Here is a 15567-nt window from a genome sequence, read left to right as displayed (position 1 = left end):
TTCATGTATTTTCAAATGTATCAATATACATGTTTAATTAATTACGGAAAACCGTATTTCTACGGAATTTTTCAACAAAAAAAGCCACCTTCACAGGTGGCTTTACAATATTTTCAATTTTCAATTACTTCACTTTCACAAGCTCCACATCGAAAACTAACCAGGCGTTTGGTGGGATCACCCCTCCTGCTCCTCTTTCTCCGTAAGCCATTGCAGGCGGGATCAATAAGGTTGCCGTTTCTCCTTCTTTTAACAATAGGATTCCTTCATCCCATCCTTTGATCACTCTTCCCATTCCGATTGGAATATCAATCGGCTCATTTCTCTTGAAAGAAGAATCGAACTCTGTTCCGTCCACTAATTTTCCTGCATAGTGTACCGATACATTGTCTCCTGCTTTAGGGGCTTTTCCTTCTGTTGTTTTCGTGATTTTATAATAAAGACCGGATTCTGTTTTCTGCATTCCTGCTTTTAGGTCTTCAACCATTTTCAACTGGTTCGCTTTGAACTCTTCTTCTTTTTTCTTTCTTTCTGCTTCTTCCTTCGCTGCGTATGCTTTATTGTTTTCTGCAATTTTAGCCTTTCCTTCGTTGAAAGTTTTAGCAGCATCATAGTTTTTGTACTCGTCACCTTTGCTGAATATGGAAACCTTTTGCAACACGATATCTGTTTTAGGCTTATCCTGAGCACCTTTTTCTACATTCGCAATCGCATCGATCACATCTTCTCCTTTTACCACTTTCCCGAAGATCGTGTGTCTTCCGTCTAACCAAGGGGTAGGAACTTCTGTGATGAAGAACTGGGAACCATTTGAATTAGGTCCTGAATTTGCCATAGATAAAACTCCTTTTCCGGTATGCTTAAGATCGTTTTTTTCATCTTCGAACTTATACCCTGGATCTCCCATTCCTGTTCCCTGAGGATCACCTCCCTGGATCATAAAATCTTTGATCACTCTGTGGAAAATGGTTCCATCATAGAAAGGAACTCCTTTTGCTTTCGCTTTATTATCAATTTTTCCTTCTGCAAGACCGATGAAATTCGCTACAGTTACCGGTGATTTCTTGTCCTCAAACTTCACGATCATATTCCCTTTCGTTGTCTGAAGATTCGCATAAAGTCCGTCATTAAGACCTTCGTAAGTTTCTTTGTCTACGTTCATTTTTTTATAAATTGGTGTACAACTCATCAGCGAAATACTTGCCGCCGCCAGAATTATATTCTTGTTAAACAATCTCATTTATAGCGCTTTTAATTTTATGATTAATGGTATATCGTTATCTATTTTCTTTTCGTCTCCATACGTTCCGTACGCTAAAGAAGACGGTACCAAAAGGGTAACTTCCTCTCCATCATGGATAAAACGCAATGCATTTTCCACCGCTTTCAATTCATCAAAGTGTCCGAATCTGGCATCCCTCCTTTCGATCGGCTGGTCATAGATCTTCGTCTGATCGAAATCATACAACTCATAGGAATAAGAGATGAAAGTATTGTCTTGTCTTCTTTCACGGGTATCATATCCTTCCGCATTCACCCAGTAATTAAGCTGGGTCGGATAATACTTTACGGACTGATTGTTGATCCATTCCTGGATATGTTTTCTTTCCAGGCCGTTAAGATTTCGCATCCTTTCTTTGGAAACATCAAGGTCGTTCTGGCTCAAAACACCACCCACGGGAGGATGTGGAGTCTGCGAATTCCTGTTGCAGCTCAACAATCCCAATACCGATATGAAGATTAATTTTTTCATAAACTTTTGCGAAAATACACATTTCGTTAATCAATTACAAAACTTGATGAATATTAAAACAAAAAGCCGGGAATAATATTCCCGGCTTTACTTATAAATATATATCTAACAATTAAACTGTTTCAAGAACATTTCTTTCTACCAATACTCTCCATCCGAAAGGATCTTCCGAAAGGTTGTTCTGCAGATCCACAAGATCCTTTTTAAGAATTGCCGCGTAGCTTTCTTCATCTGAAAGTTTAGGCAATTCCAATTTCTGACCCTGGTATCCTAAAGCTTCGAAAACCGTTGTTACTACTGCAGTTCCTACTCCCCAAACTTCTTTTAATGTTCCGTTTTTCTGAGCTTCCACCACATCTTTTACTTTAATCGGCTCCACTTTTACTTCGAATCCTCTTCTCTTAGCCAACTGGATGAAGCTGTCTCTTGTTACTCCGTCCAGAATTTTCTCAGAAGTTGGCGGTGTATAAATGGTATCATTGATTCTCACGAAAACATTCATGGTTCCGCTTTCTTCAAAAAACTCGTGAGTCGAATCATCCGTCCAGATAATCTGATCATACCCTTCTTCGATAGCCAATTGAGTCGGATAGAAAGATGCCGCATAGTTTCCTGCCGCTTTAGCAGAACCTACTCCGCCGTTAGCCGCTCTTGAATAGTGATCTGAAATTTTCACGGAAACCGGTGCACTGTAATAGCTTTTTGCCGGTGTTGCCACAATGGCAAACATATACTTATTCGCTACTCTTGCCTTTAAGGCTTCTTCCGTAGCAAAGATCAATGGTCTTATATATAATGACATTCCTTCTCCGTAAGGGATCCAGTCTCTGTCCATATCTACTAATGCTTTTAAACCGTCTAAAAACATTTCTTCCGTTACTTCCGGCATAGCCAGACGTTTCGCTGATTTATTGATACGTTCAAAATTCTTTTCAGGCCTGAAAAGAAAAACCTGTCCGTCCTTATCTTTATAAGCTTTCATTCCTTCAAAACAAGCCTGTCCGTAGTTTACTCCCATCATCGCAGGTGTAAATGCTAAAGGACCATAAGGCATTAATTTTACTTCACCCCATTTTCCATTCTCGTACTCACATATGATCATATGGTCGATAAAAGTATTTCCGAATGAAAAATTATTAGGATCGAATGTAGAAATTCTGGATTTCTCGGTTTTTTGAATTATCATTTCTAAAATTTTTTACGATGTTCTACAAATTTAACATAATTTTCTAAATATAAAAATTTTGGAGTAAATTTGACAAAAAAATAGCTTGAAAAGAGAAATTAAGACCACAAATGACGGTAGTAAAACATTGTTTATCAATGAATTAAATGAAAACTACCATTCTCACCACGGAGCTTTGCAGGAAGCCGAACACGTGTTTATCAAAAATGGATTAAATTTAATAAATCATTACGAAATTAATATTTTAGAACTCGGTTTTGGAACAGGTTTGAATGTTTTGGTAACAATTAATGAATATTTAAAAACTGACAAAAATCATATAATCAATTATTTTTCTCTGGAAAAATATCCCATAAATGAATCTGAAATTGAAAATTTAGCGTATGATGAGCTTTTTGGTAACCCTGAATTCAAAAATATTTATCAAAAAATTCATCAGACAAATTGGGAAAAATCTGAGGAAATTGTTAAAGGTTTCCACCTTAAAAAGATCGAATGTGACTTCTTCGACCTGAAAGACATAGACTTACCTAAAATCAACCTCGTTTATTTCGACTGCTTCGGCGCAAGAGTTCAGCCCGATCTTTGGGAAAAACCACTCTTTGAAATGGTTTCCGACAAAATGGATGTCAACGGATTGTTAACAACCTACTCTTCCAAAGGAAGCGTGAGAAGAATTCTTGAAGAGCTTCATTTCAGGGTAGAGAAAAAACAGGGGCCTCCGGGAAAGAGAGAGATGATTAATGCTATAAAACTTTAAGGGTTATGAGTTATGAGTTATAAATTATGAGTTATAAGTTTACAGCATTCTAATTAACTCATGACTCATAACTCTTAACTCATAACTTCTAACAATTTTCCTTATTTTAGCTATACAAAATATAATATATGATAGACAAGATCAACATTAGGGTGTATGCTTGTGCCGTAAAAGACAATAAAGTCCTTACCTTATTTGAAGAATATGCAGGTGAACCTTTAATGAAATTTCCCGGCGGTGGTCTGGAATACGGAGAAGGATTGATTGATTGCCTTCACCGTGAATTCGATGAAGAGCTGAACGTTAAAATAGAGATTGTGGAACATCTTTATACACAGGAGGGCTTTCTGGTTTCCCGTTTCAAGGAAAATGAGCAACTGCTTACCATATATTATATTGTGAATATTGTAAACGAAGAAGATTTCCTGATTCTCGATCCTTGTATTGAAAAAACGGAATGGATTGACATCAACCGACCGGATAATCCGTTTCCACTACCCATAGATCAGATTGTCTTTGATAAATTAAAAGAAAAATTCCTGTAAGTGATTACAGGAATTTTTATATCTGAGTATTCTTATTTTTCAGCTTTGAAATCGCTTGCCCCGGGGTAAGGCTGTAAATATCCGGAGTTCCAGTTAGACTGAAGGAGGGATTCCAGAAATTCATCGGTTCTGTTTTTATGAGGGTTATATGCATCTTTGATATCAATATCCGCCATTCTCCCTTTTACATTCCACCAGAAAGCACTCCAACCTCCTCTCAGCTCTTTGATGATTTCAAATACATTCTTTCCCGTCGCCCTGTTCATCAGCTTGGCAAAAACCTGTCCCTCTGTTGTGGTAAGGTCTTTCAGCTGCTTTTCATATTGATCCGCAAGGATATTCTGCCTGTCTTTGATGTACTTTCTTTTAGCCTTGCTGTCCATATCATTCATTTCCTTCTGAATATCCCTGTACTGCTGCAAAGCCGTCAGAAATAAAGGATAAACCCTATAGAGCTTTTTATTGAGGAAATAATAATAGTTTCTGTCCAGTTGATTATTAAACTTAGGCTTGTTTAGCAATACAAGCTCATCCAATACAATCACTACTTCACCGTTTATTTCATAGATTCTGGCTTTTTGCCTTTCATCATAATAATACTTATTCCCAAACTCATCTACTCTCAATTCTTCCGGTGGATACTGGCTCAAAGACTTTATTATGATAGAGTCTTTCTGGCCGAAAACACACACGCTGAAAAAGAAAAGAAAAAGGCAAATAATCTTACTAAAATTCATTATTTTTACGCGTATTAGAACAAAAATTAAACGCAAAAATCATTCCTTTTTATGAAATTTGAAAAGAAATCTTTAAAATTTTTAGAGAAATATTTAAACACATCATCCCCAACAGGTTACGAGCACAGAGGCCAGGAAGTATGGATGGACTATATCCGTCCTTATGTAGATAAGATAGAAATAGACCATTACGGAACCTGCTACGGCATCATCAATCCGGAAGCAGAATTCAAAGTGGTGATTGAAGCTCATGCGGATGAAATATCATGGTATGTGAATTATATTACCGATGACGGGCTGATTTACGTGATCCGTAACGGGGGTTCGGACCAGACTATTGCCCCTTCGAAAGTAGTGCATATCCATGGGGAAAAAGGAATTGTAAAGGGCGTATTCGGCTGGCCTGCTATTCACACCAGAACCAATCAGAATGAACCGACTCCGAAAATTGAAAATATTTTCATCGATTGCGGTGCCACTACTAAAAAAGAAGTGGAAGATCTGGGGATTTACGTAGGCTGTATGATCACCTATCCGGATGAATTCTTTGAACTCAATGACAGATATTTCGTGTGCAGGGCACTGGACAACCGGATCGGAGGGTTTATGATCGCGGAAGTGGCAAGGCTTTTAAAGGAAAACAAAAAAACAATTCCTTTCGGTTTATATATTACCAATTCTGTACAGGAAGAAGTCGGACTGTACGGAGCTGATATGATTGCTGACGTTATAAAACCGAATATTGCAATCGTTACCGATGTAACCCACGATACTACAACTCCCATGATCGAAAAGAAAAAAGAAGGCGATCAGAAATGCGGAGCCGGGCCGGTGATTTTCTTTGCACCCACCGTTCACCATATCATCAGAGAATTGATCATAGATACTGCAAAAACTAAGAAAATTCCTTATCAAAGAGCAGCTTCAAGCAGAATAACAGGAACAGATACCGACGCATTTGCTTTATCTAATGGCGGGGTTCCAAGTGCATTAATTTCCTTACCTTTGCGCTATATGCACACGACAGTGGAAATGGTGGCTAAAGAAGATGTAGGAAACGTAATCAAACTGATCTATGAAACGGTTTTGAAGATAAAACCAGAAATGAAATTGAAATATCATTAAGATGTTAGATTCTTTTTCTGATCTATTTAGAAAACCAACTTTTATCTCAATTGTAAGCATTTTATTATTTGGATTGGGTATTCCATTAATGATCTATCAATATTTTACATTTGATGAAAGTTCAAGCTTAGGGTTAACCATTGAAATGATTTTTTTACTGATCATATTTGCTTTGCTTGTAATAGACAGGCATTTTGTAAAGAAAATCAACAGTATAAAGTTATCAATAATAGAAGTAGTTTTAATTACAGGTTTTCTGATATATTATTATTACACCAATGATAAATCTTTTTCAATAGGGTAAAGAAATAAATAAAAGTATAAAAAGTAAAAATGAAAACGAAGCTTATTGCTCCTTCCCTTTTATCCGCAGACTTCGGGAATCTGCAAAGAGATATTGAAATGCTGAACAATTCACAGGCCGACTGGTTCCATATTGATGTAATGGATGGAAGATTTGTTCCTAATATTTCATTTGGTTTTCCGGTAATGAAAACAGTTCAGCAATATGCAAAGAAATTTGTGGATGTCCATTTGATGATTGTAGAACCGGAAAAGTATGTTGATGAATTTATTGACCATGGTGCAGATCTTGTTTCCGTTCATTACGAAGCTTGTACCCATCTTCACAGAACCATTCACCATATTCAGAACAAAGGAGCTAAAGCAGGAGTTGTATTGAACCCTTCCACTCCGGTATTAATGTTGGAAGATATTATTGCAGATGTGGATCTGGTATTATTGATGAGCGTTAACCCCGGATTCGGCGGCCAGAAGTTCATTGAAAACACCTATAAAAAGATCGCAGAAACCAAAGACCTTATTCTAAGTAATAATTCTACAGCACTTATTGAAATTGATGGCGGGGTAAATCTTGATAATGCTTCCAAACTATTTGAAGCCGGAGCAGATGTCCTGGTCGCAGGAAACGCTGTTTTCTCTTCCGAAAGCCCTGAAAGAACCATTGAGCTTTTAAAAATCTAAAGGATTCTTATATAATAAATAAAGGCAGCTTATTAAGGCTGCCTTTCTTCACTCTGAAAATTTGAGCGTTGATGGTTATTAGTTTTTTTGGAGACTTTAATGCTTAAATTTCCTTTTGTTCTAATGCTGATGTAAAGATCAATATAAAATCAATACCAAGCATCCGTAAAAACACGGAATTTCATTCAGTATTTTTACGGAATTTCACGATCCGGACGGGATTCCCTGGAACTTATACCAGATACACGCACAAGCTACAAGAATAATACTCACTACGGAACAGATACTTCTTATATGATTAAGGAAATTCCATCTGTTTTCAAACACGGCACGCATTTTTTTAACGGTATCAACGGTGGAACTGGCGATATCAAACTGATCCAGCTGATTATTAAGCGGAACGTTTCCGAACATAGTAACGCCAAAAACACCTGTCAGGTAGACCAGTGTAGCTGATAAAAGAAATATAAATGTCGGATTTTCACCTCTGAATATTAAGGTTGTAACAGGAAGCATTATGGCTGTTCCCATAAAACTCAGAAAAAATACCGGATTCAGGATTTCCCGGTTGATGGACTGCATGGCTTTCAGATATTCCACATCAGATAATTTGCCCAGCCCCGGGATAACCGAACACGAATAGGCATAGAAAAGCCCGCCAATAAGTGCCGTGAGTGTTGCTGTGATCATAAGAAGTACTACTGTCATTTTCATATCGATATTTTAGTGATTAGATTCCGTTGTTTGTTTAAAATTACTAATAAATAAGATTGAATATTTTCAGTCATCATATTTTATATAAGTTCCCTTCACTTTCCTTATTTTAGCGGTAAAAAGGAAAAATGAGAAGTAAATTGACCCGTTTGTTTTTATTAAGCCTAGCGTTGGGCACCCATTCTGTTCATGCTCAACATAAACTTTCAGGCAATACAAAAATGGAATGGTTTAATAATGCCAAACTGGGAATTTTTATTCATTGGGGAATTTATTCTGTGGATGGGATTTCCGAGTCCTGGGCTTTTTTCAACAATTATATCAACCATGATAATTACATGAAACAGCTTAATGGTTTTACCGCTTCTCAATATCAACCGGCAGCATGGGTGCAGCTGATCAAAAATTCCGGAGCCAAGTATGCCGTTATTACCACCAAACATCACGACGGTGTTTCATTATGGAATTCCAAAGCTGAAAAAGCAACCACTATTCCGGCGAACTCCTCTGCTCATAAAGATGTTTTAACTCCATTTGTTCAGGAACTCAAAAAATCAGGTTTGAAAACAGGTTTATACTTTTCTCTTCCAGACTGGAGCCACCCTTATTATGACATCAATACCAGAACCAGAAAAAGGTATGAACTGAAAGACGATCCTGAACGCTGGCAAAATTTTGTGACGTATTATCAGGCTCAGCTTAAAGAACTTTCAAGCCAATATCAACCCGATTTATTATGGTTTGACGGTGACTGGGAGCATTCTTCCGCGGAGTGGCGGGCTCCGGAAACCTTGGAGAATCTAAAGAAGATCAATCCGGATATCATTATTAATTCAAGGCTTAATCAACATGGAGATTATGAAACCCCGGAACAGGGAATTCCTGTAATTCCTCCCCAAAGCAAATCCTGGGAATTATGCTATACCATGAATGACTCCTGGGGATATCAGCCGTTTGACAAGAATTACAAAACACCCAATATGCTGGTTAGGACATTGGCAGACGTTATCAGTATGGGCGGGAACTTATTACTGGATATCGGACCGAAAGCAGATGGTACACTTCCTGAAGAACAGGTGGAAATTTTGAAAAGCCTGGGAAGGTGGACTTCAAAGCATTCCGAGGCGATATATGGCACACGGAAAGGATTGCCTTTTGAAAATTACAAAGGAAAATCTGCTGTTTCAGGAAACCGAAAATCAGTATTCCTCTATTTGGAAGAAGCAAAAGATTTTGATAAAATTTACGGATTAACCACCAAGCCTGTTTATGCGAAGATTGTCGGAGATAAAACATCCGGACTGACCTTCGATTGGAATGCAGGTACTGTAACCCTTGACCTGTCCAAAGTCAATTTTGACCGGGATGTTACCGTAGTTCAGCTTCAGTTTGATGATCCTGTTGCAGTTTCAAACAATATGACCAAAGAAAAACATTCTTTATCAGAATTGCTGGAAAATAAAAATTCCAAACAGGCAATTTATACCATCGCCGGCGAATTGCATGCCGGAAATGACATATTCAACCACTCCGGGCTTACTTACGATGGAATGGATATGAAAATCCAGACAACAAAAACAAACCCTGAAACCTTACGCTGGATCAGTAAGCATGCTGAAGCTCTTTTTGAAACAGGAACCGGATTACCTGCAGGTCATTACTCCGGAATGAGCGCTCTTTCAAAGGACAGACAGACTCTTTACCTTTTTATAGAGGGAACTCCTACCGGACCTGTTGCATTAAAAGGGATAAAAAATAATATCGCAAGAGTACGTATTGCCGGTGAGGGCTCTATTATCAACCATAAAATCTATAATAAATTATACTGGAGCCAGACTCCCGGAATTATTTATATTGATGTCCCTAAAGAAAGGCTGGATAAAAGCATGACCGTAATTGCCATTTTATTGGACAAACCTATAGAATTATATCGTGAGGAGGTAGGAGCTATTGAAAGTAACTTATAAAAAGCCAACAGCATGAATGTGTTGCTTATTGTGACACAATGTCTTAAATAAAAATCCAGAGGAAACCTCTGGATTTTTTTATATTGAATATTTGTTTACTGATTAGAAGATTTCTCTTCCTGAAAAATGGAACTGGGCTTCAATTAAAGCATTCTCATCAGAATCTGATCCGTGAACTGCATTTTCCCCGATGCTTCTCGCAAACATTTTTCTGATAGTTCCTTCTGCAGCTTCGGCAGGATTAGTAGAACCGATCAATGTTCTGAAGCTTTCAACAGCATTTTCTTTTTCTAAAATTGCAGCTACGATAGGCCCAGAGCTCATGAATTCCACCAACTCTCCATAGAATGGTCTTTCCGCATGTACTTCATAGAATTTTTTAGCATCTGCAACAGTAAGCTGAGTAAGCTTCATTGCTTTGATTTTAAAACCAGCCTCTGCAATCTTTCCTAATATCGCTCCAATATGTCCGTCGGCAACAGCGTCCGGTTTGATCATAGTAAATGTAATGTTAGACATAAATATTTTAAATTTTTTAATGGCGCAAAATTACAAAAAATATCCTTTAGTTTAATTTTAAAGTTTTTTTAACATAAAAATAACTTTTATTAAGAAAGTGTGAACTTATTTTTGGCACAGTAATTGTTTATTCTATTGCGATTCTCATGTTTAATTTGAGTTTTCATGGTTATTAGTTTTTACCCAGCTTCGGCTGGGTTTTTTATTGATCGGCATTCCCGAAAAACTAACCCATCACTCAGATTTCATGAATTATTTAAATAAAGTATGTTTTCTGTTTAAAATAAAACAGAGGTATATTACAAATAGTTCATATAAAATAAAATTTATTTTTGAGTAATTTCTTCCGCCTCATCCATCAGCTTGATGTAAGTGGAATATCTGGAAATCTGAATCTCCCCGGTTTCAAGAGCATCAAGAACGGCACACTTGGGCTCATTGATATGAAGACAGTTGTGAAACTTACATTCTTCCCTTTTTTTAAAGATTTCCGGAAAATAGTGTTGCACTTCTTCTTTTTCAATATCAATCATGGCAAATTCCCGGACTCCGGGAGTATCAATAACATTTCCGCCGAAATCCCAGAAGTGCATTTGGGCGAATGTCGTGGTATGCTTACCTTTCAGATGAGTATCAGATATTTCAGAAGTTTTTAAGTTGAGTCCCGGCTGAAGCGCATTGACTAAAGTGGACTTTCCACATCCGGAATGCCCGAAAAACACTGAAGTTTTATCTTTTAACAGCTCCTGAAGATTTTCAAGATTAAGTTTGGAATAAGAAGAAATCGGCATAGTAGCATATCCTATTTCCTGATAAAGAAATTCAATATCTTTTACAGCTTCTATTTCTTCAGCATCCAACACATCCATTTTATTGAACAGAATTAACGGCTCTATATTGTATGCTTCACAACATGCCAGAAACCTGTCCAGGAAACCCAAAGAGGTTTCAGGATGCTTCAAAGTAAAGATAAAACATGCCAGATCGATATTAGATGCAATGATATGCGCCTCTTTTGAAAGGTTAACAGATTTTCTGATCAGATAATTCTTGCGCGGCTCAATTTTGGTGATCCAGGCAATATCATCCTGTTCGAGCTGAAATTCTACAAAATCTCCTACAGCAAGCGGATTGGTGAGTCTTGTTTTAATCAGCTTAAACTTGCCCCGGATTCTGGCCTCGAAAATCTTATTTGTTTCCAAGTCCAAAACCTGATACCAACTTCCTGTAGATTTAATGATTTTTCCTTTCATAAATATTGTTACTGCAAATATAATGAATTAGGGCTTAGGATGTAAGGCTTGGAGAAATTCTCACTGCAAATGCAGAACCTCTCGTCCCTGAATCCTAAGCCCTAAAATTTTCTCAGGCAACTGTTATCTGTCGATCATGATACTATTCTGTACTTCAATCGACTCTTCATGAATCGCCTTGAATACTTTCTCAATAAATTCCTGTGACATCCCTGTTTCTTTAGCTTTCTGAGTAGCATATTCCGTAATCACTTTCCAACGTTCCGGCTGGAAAATAGCGATATCGTTTTCTTTTTTAAGCTTACCGATCTTTTCTGAAATTTTCATTCTTTGAGAAAGAAGTTCGATTAGCTGAAAGTCGATATCAGAAATTAACGTCCTGTGTCTTCCCATGGCTTCATCAAACCCTGCCAGTCCGGAGTTTCTTATTTTTAAATTTCCGATCAATTCAGCCAGGACCTCCGGGGTAATTTGTTGCGACGCATCACTCCAGGCTTCATCGGGATTAGAGTGAGTTTCAATGATAGCTCCCTGGTAGCCTACGTTCATGGCTTCCTGGGTAACATCCGCCAAACCGGTTCTGTTTCCGCAAATATGGGAAGGGTCTATTATCATTGGAATATTCGGGAACTGACTTTTGAAGTCCAGGGCAATCTGCCAGTTCGGATTATTTCTGTATTTCGTTTTCTGGTAAGTTGAAAACCCTCTGTGAATTACTCCTAAATTTTTAATATCCTGCCCTAAAAGTCTTTCCAAAGCCCCAATCCATAAGGCTAAATCCGGATTCACCGGGTTTTTAACCAAAACTGGTTTATGGGTTCCTCTTAAAGCCATGGCAATTTCCTGGACAGTAAATGGATTTACGGTAGAACGGGCCCCGATCCAAAGAATATCCACATCAGCTTCCAACGCTGCAAAAACGTGATGCGCATTGGCTACTTCCGTCGCGGTTTTGAAGCCATATTCTTCTTTTACTTTTTTAAGCCAGTTCAGGCCAATTACTCCTACTCCTTCAAAACCGTTGGGTTTTGTACGTGGCTTCCAGATTCCTGCACGGAAAATAGGCACCTGCGCATGGGTTTCTCTTATTCTTCTGGCGGTCTCCAGCATCTGGGCTTCACTTTCCGCACTACAAGGTCCCGCAATCATCAGTGGCTGCGAAAATTCGTTAACCCACTCATTCTTCAAGTCTTTTAAATTCATCTTTTTATTTTTGTTAATATTCTTATTTCTTTTTAAAATTACACCAATAGTTCTTTCATTATAAAATTTACTTTATAATTCCTTTCAAAAAATGCCGTTTAAAAATTTTAATGGATTCAGGAAATTAAGAGAGCTCTTAGAATGCCTGTTTTTTTTGAGAAAGAAATTCAGTTAGCAATACCAATAAAATCGGTAATAGTTTCTGAAATTTCTATAATAGATAGCAGGAAAGCTAAAATAACCGCTTACAAAATAAGCAGCTTTACTATGAGACAGATATGGGATAAATCGTTTTTCCACTTTCTATGTGCCTTAGCTTGTAATTTTTTTAACTTTTCCTAAATATTTTTGGCTTGTAAAATTCCTTTTTACAAAATGATTCGACAAATATAGAAAATTTATGTCAAATCAAACTTTAATAAATCGTCTAAATCTTTCAGTAATGGATTTTTGTCCACGAATTTCTCAAATACCTTCTTTTTAGTAACGATTTCAATCTTAAGATTTTCGTGATCTTTCTTATATTCCACTTCAATGGCATAGTTATGAACTTTTCTTTTGAAGTGATTGAAAAATTCCCCACTGATCTTATCAAATTCCACTTTAGCAGAATCTGAAGGATATAAAACCTTGATCGCATTCTCATCTGCCTTAACCAGTTTAAATGCTTTGATTGCGTTATAAACAAACGGGTCTTTAGACTGGAGTTGTTTTAATAACAAATTCCATTCCATTTGCAGGTCGGTTTCGGTAAAGTGGTTTTGCGGAAGATTTTCCGTTTTTATAGCCTGGGATTCTTGTTTTTCTTCTTTTTCTTCTTTATTCAAATAAGAATGAATACTGAATCCTGAAGAAACCGTTTTCCTTGACAGAGGTTTGGAAGCTTTTTTTATGATAATTTCCTGAGGGGTATTATCCAAGCTTTCTTGTTCTTCAATTTTTTCTTCAATCTTTTCTTGTGGCTTGCTAATGGGCTTTACCTCAATTTTTTCATGAAGGAACGGGGCTAATATTATGAACTTTTTTTTTTAGAATCTAAACCAGCGGTCAAAGAAGCCAATTGCATCAATGCAATTTCAACGGTAAGTCTGGGATTTTTAGAGTTCTTGTAATTAATATCGGCATAATTACAAATCTCCACAGCATCGATAAGTTGCTGTGCGGTCCATTTCTGCCCTTGCTCTACAAATTTTGCTTTCGTTTTCTCTCCCACTTCTATTAAATCTATGGTCGAAGAATTCTGAGCCATCATCAGGTCCCTGAAGTGGTTTCCAAGTCCTGCAATAAAAATATGCGGATCAAAACCTCTTTTTACAATCTCGTTAAATGCAAAAAGCACTTCCGGGATTTTATTTTCTTTCGCGAGATCTACAATGGTAAGATACTGATCATAATCCAGAATATTGAGAACTTCGGCTGCTTTTGCCAACGTGATATTCTTCTGGGAAAATGTGGAAAGCCTGTCGAATATGGAAAGGGCATCCCTTAAAGCTCCATCCGCTTTTTGAGCAATCAGATATAAAGCATCATCTTCGTATTGAATAGATTCCTGCTGAGCAATTTTTCTTAAATGCCCCTGAATATCTTCAATGGTGATCCTTTTAAAATCATAAATCTGACAACGTGATAAAATCGTAGGAATGATTTTATGCTTTTCCGTGGTAGCCAGAATAAAAATAGCATGTGCAGGCGGCTCTTCCAAAGTTTTAAGAAAAGCATTGAAAGCTGCGGACGATAACATATGAACCTCATCGATGATATATACCTTGTATTTACCCACCTGAGGCGCAAAGCGAACCTGATCTATAAGCTCACGGATATCATCAACAGAGTTGTTGGATGCCGCATCTAACTCGTAAATGTTATAGGCAAAGCCGTCTTCTGAAACGGAACCATCCTTTTCATTGATTTTTCTCGCAAGAATCCTGGCACAGGTCGTCTTCCCGACACCACGAGGCCCGCAGAACAGTAAAGCCTGAGCCAACTGATTTTCTCCTATTGCATGCTCTAAAGTATCTGTAATATGAGATTGCCCGACAACAGTCTCAAATTCTTGTGGACGGTATTTCCTCGCAGATACTATAAAATTTTCCATTGCCCAAAAGTAAGAAATATAGTTTTAATCTGAAAGCCAAAAGTCTTCAAATTATCAACAAAATCATTTCTGATCAAACCCGAAAACTATTTTATTTTTTCACTTTCTGATATGCAAAATCTATGATATCAACAATCGCTTTTTCAATTTCAGACCGGCCTTCATCAGTTTTCATATCAAGCCCGCAAAATTCATTAGCGTTATAAGCCGGATACAAGTTAAGATAATATGCTCCTGATACGATCAAAGCTAAAATTGCTCTAAACCTTTTGGAATTTTCACCGAAAATCGGGTCTGTAACTGCAAATAACTCAGCTCCCACATCTTCTCTCTGCTGTACCAGCTTTTTAAGTATAGGTTTGCTTTCGGAAAGTTCCCAAAGAATAATCTTTTGGAGTTCTTTATTTTTCTTCAAACTCTCAAATTGCATCAATATTCCTTGTGTCAGAACTTCTTTACCGATTGTTGTTACCTTTTCCTCTTCTACATTGGGATTAAATTTACTCCAGTAATCCTGAGACTTGATATATTCATCAATAAGTTTGTCTGTACTTCCGAAGTACTCGTAGATCAGCTTTTTATCAAAACCGGCTACAGCTGCAATCTTACTTACCTTTAATCCTGAGTACCCTTTCACTCTCAGGATTTTACCCACTGCTGCAAGCAGTTTTTGTTTTGTTTTCTCTTTGTCCCTAATCGGGCCTTGCACTACTTTTCTAGGCATAA

The 15567-nt window shown here is 37.4% G+C and carries 17 protein-coding genes; 6 read left to right on the top strand and 11 right to left on the bottom strand.

Translation table 11 applies throughout. The features are described 5' to 3' along the window. Positions 1 to 124 precede the first annotated feature (124 nt). The 3 genes from BCF58_RS10400 to BCF58_RS10390 form a co-directional block, all read right to left on the bottom strand. Complete coding sequence (locus BCF58_RS10400) at positions 125 to 1162, bottom strand: peptidylprolyl isomerase (protein WP_228434794.1); 1038 nt, start codon at positions 1160 to 1162, stop codon at positions 125 to 127. A 78-nt stretch (positions 1163 to 1240) separates the two neighbouring features. After that, entirely contained in the window at positions 1241 to 1753 is a 513-nt protein-coding gene (locus BCF58_RS10395; RefSeq protein ID WP_121461715.1) for an FKBP-type peptidyl-prolyl cis-trans isomerase, read from the bottom strand. Positions 1754 to 1865: 112 nt separating this feature from the next. Beyond that, positions 1866 to 2939: a branched-chain amino acid aminotransferase gene (locus tag BCF58_RS10390; RefSeq protein ID WP_121461714.1), complete on the bottom strand. Its 1074-nt coding sequence runs from the start codon at positions 2937 to 2939 to the stop codon at positions 1866 to 1868. 85 nt (positions 2940 to 3024) lie between these two features. Here BCF58_RS10390 and mnmD point away from each other — a divergent pair, with 85 nt between their 5' ends. Next, complete coding sequence (gene mnmD / locus BCF58_RS10385; protein WP_121461713.1) at positions 3025 to 3699, top strand: tRNA (5-methylaminomethyl-2-thiouridine)(34)-methyltransferase MnmD; 675 nt, start codon at positions 3025 to 3027, stop codon at positions 3697 to 3699. 128 nt (positions 3700 to 3827) lie between these two features. Next, complete coding sequence (locus tag BCF58_RS10380; RefSeq protein WP_121461712.1) at positions 3828 to 4244, top strand: NUDIX domain-containing protein; 417 nt, start codon at positions 3828 to 3830, stop codon at positions 4242 to 4244. A 32-nt stretch (positions 4245 to 4276) separates the two neighbouring features. Here the strand turns inward: BCF58_RS10380 and BCF58_RS10375 are convergent, their stop codons facing one another. Beyond that, the gene (locus tag BCF58_RS10375; protein ID WP_121461711.1) at positions 4277 to 4981 is read right to left on the bottom strand and encodes a DUF4294 domain-containing protein; all 705 of its coding nucleotides are present in this window, start codon (positions 4979 to 4981) and stop codon (positions 4277 to 4279) included. A 51-nt stretch (positions 4982 to 5032) separates the two neighbouring features. Between BCF58_RS10375 and chrP the strand changes: the two genes are divergently transcribed. From chrP to rpe, 3 genes are read left to right on the top strand one after another with little or no spacing between them, the layout of a single operon-like run. After that, complete coding sequence (gene chrP / locus BCF58_RS10370) at positions 5033 to 6106, top strand: chryseobasin maturation metalloprotease ChrP (RefSeq protein ID WP_121461710.1); 1074 nt, start codon at positions 5033 to 5035, stop codon at positions 6104 to 6106. Between the two features lies 1 nt (position 6107). Next, positions 6108 to 6410, top strand: a complete 303-nt coding sequence (locus BCF58_RS10365) for a hypothetical protein (RefSeq protein WP_121461709.1) — start codon at positions 6108 to 6110, stop codon at positions 6408 to 6410. 29 nt (positions 6411 to 6439) lie between these two features. After that, on the top strand, positions 6440 to 7090 hold the full coding sequence (rpe, locus tag BCF58_RS10360; RefSeq protein ID WP_121461708.1) for a ribulose-phosphate 3-epimerase: 651 nt from the start codon (positions 6440 to 6442) through the stop codon (positions 7088 to 7090). 204 nt (positions 7091 to 7294) lie between these two features. On the opposite strand, the gene chrI is transcribed toward rpe, so the two are convergent. After that, positions 7295 to 7804: a chryseobasin maturation helper ChrI gene (chrI, locus tag BCF58_RS10355; protein WP_228434779.1), complete on the bottom strand. Its 510-nt coding sequence runs from the start codon at positions 7802 to 7804 to the stop codon at positions 7295 to 7297. A 128-nt stretch (positions 7805 to 7932) separates the two neighbouring features. On the opposite strand from chrI, the gene BCF58_RS10350 reads away from it, so the two are divergent. Next, the gene (locus BCF58_RS10350) at positions 7933 to 9771 is read left to right on the top strand and encodes an alpha-L-fucosidase (protein WP_121461707.1); all 1839 of its coding nucleotides are present in this window, start codon (positions 7933 to 7935) and stop codon (positions 9769 to 9771) included. A 102-nt stretch (positions 9772 to 9873) separates the two neighbouring features. Here the strand turns inward: BCF58_RS10350 and BCF58_RS10345 are convergent, their stop codons facing one another. From BCF58_RS10345 to BCF58_RS10320, 6 genes are all read right to left on the bottom strand, one after another. Then, on the bottom strand, positions 9874 to 10290 hold the full coding sequence (locus tag BCF58_RS10345; RefSeq protein ID WP_121461706.1) for a nucleoside-diphosphate kinase: 417 nt from the start codon (positions 10288 to 10290) through the stop codon (positions 9874 to 9876). A 326-nt stretch (positions 10291 to 10616) separates the two neighbouring features. After that, positions 10617 to 11543, bottom strand: coding sequence for a ribosome small subunit-dependent GTPase A (gene rsgA, locus BCF58_RS10340; protein WP_121461705.1), 927 nt, complete (start codon positions 11541 to 11543; stop codon positions 10617 to 10619). A 123-nt stretch (positions 11544 to 11666) separates the two neighbouring features. Then, positions 11667 to 12746 carry a chorismate mutase gene (locus BCF58_RS10335; RefSeq protein WP_121461704.1) on the bottom strand — a complete coding sequence of 360 codons (1080 nt, stop codon included), beginning with the start codon at positions 12744 to 12746 and terminating at the stop codon, positions 11667 to 11669. Between the two features lie 398 nt (positions 12747 to 13144). Next, positions 13145 to 13666, bottom strand: a complete 522-nt coding sequence (locus BCF58_RS17590) for a hypothetical protein (protein WP_228434778.1) — start codon at positions 13664 to 13666, stop codon at positions 13145 to 13147. Between the two features lie 92 nt (positions 13667 to 13758). Then, positions 13759 to 14841: a DNA polymerase III subunit gamma/tau gene (dnaX, locus tag BCF58_RS10325; RefSeq protein ID WP_121461703.1), complete on the bottom strand. Its 1083-nt coding sequence runs from the start codon at positions 14839 to 14841 to the stop codon at positions 13759 to 13761. Between the two features lie 91 nt (positions 14842 to 14932). Next, on the bottom strand, positions 14933 to 15565 hold the full coding sequence (locus BCF58_RS10320) for a TetR/AcrR family transcriptional regulator (RefSeq protein WP_121461702.1): 633 nt from the start codon (positions 15563 to 15565) through the stop codon (positions 14933 to 14935). Positions 15566 to 15567 lie beyond the last annotated feature (2 nt).

The sequence above is a fragment of the Chryseobacterium defluvii genome (assembly GCF_003634775.1).
GTDB lineage: Bacteria > Bacteroidota > Bacteroidia > Flavobacteriales > Weeksellaceae > Chryseobacterium > Chryseobacterium defluvii.
Note: the sequence above shows the minus strand (reverse complement) of the source record. Positions and strands in the feature narration are given on the sequence as shown.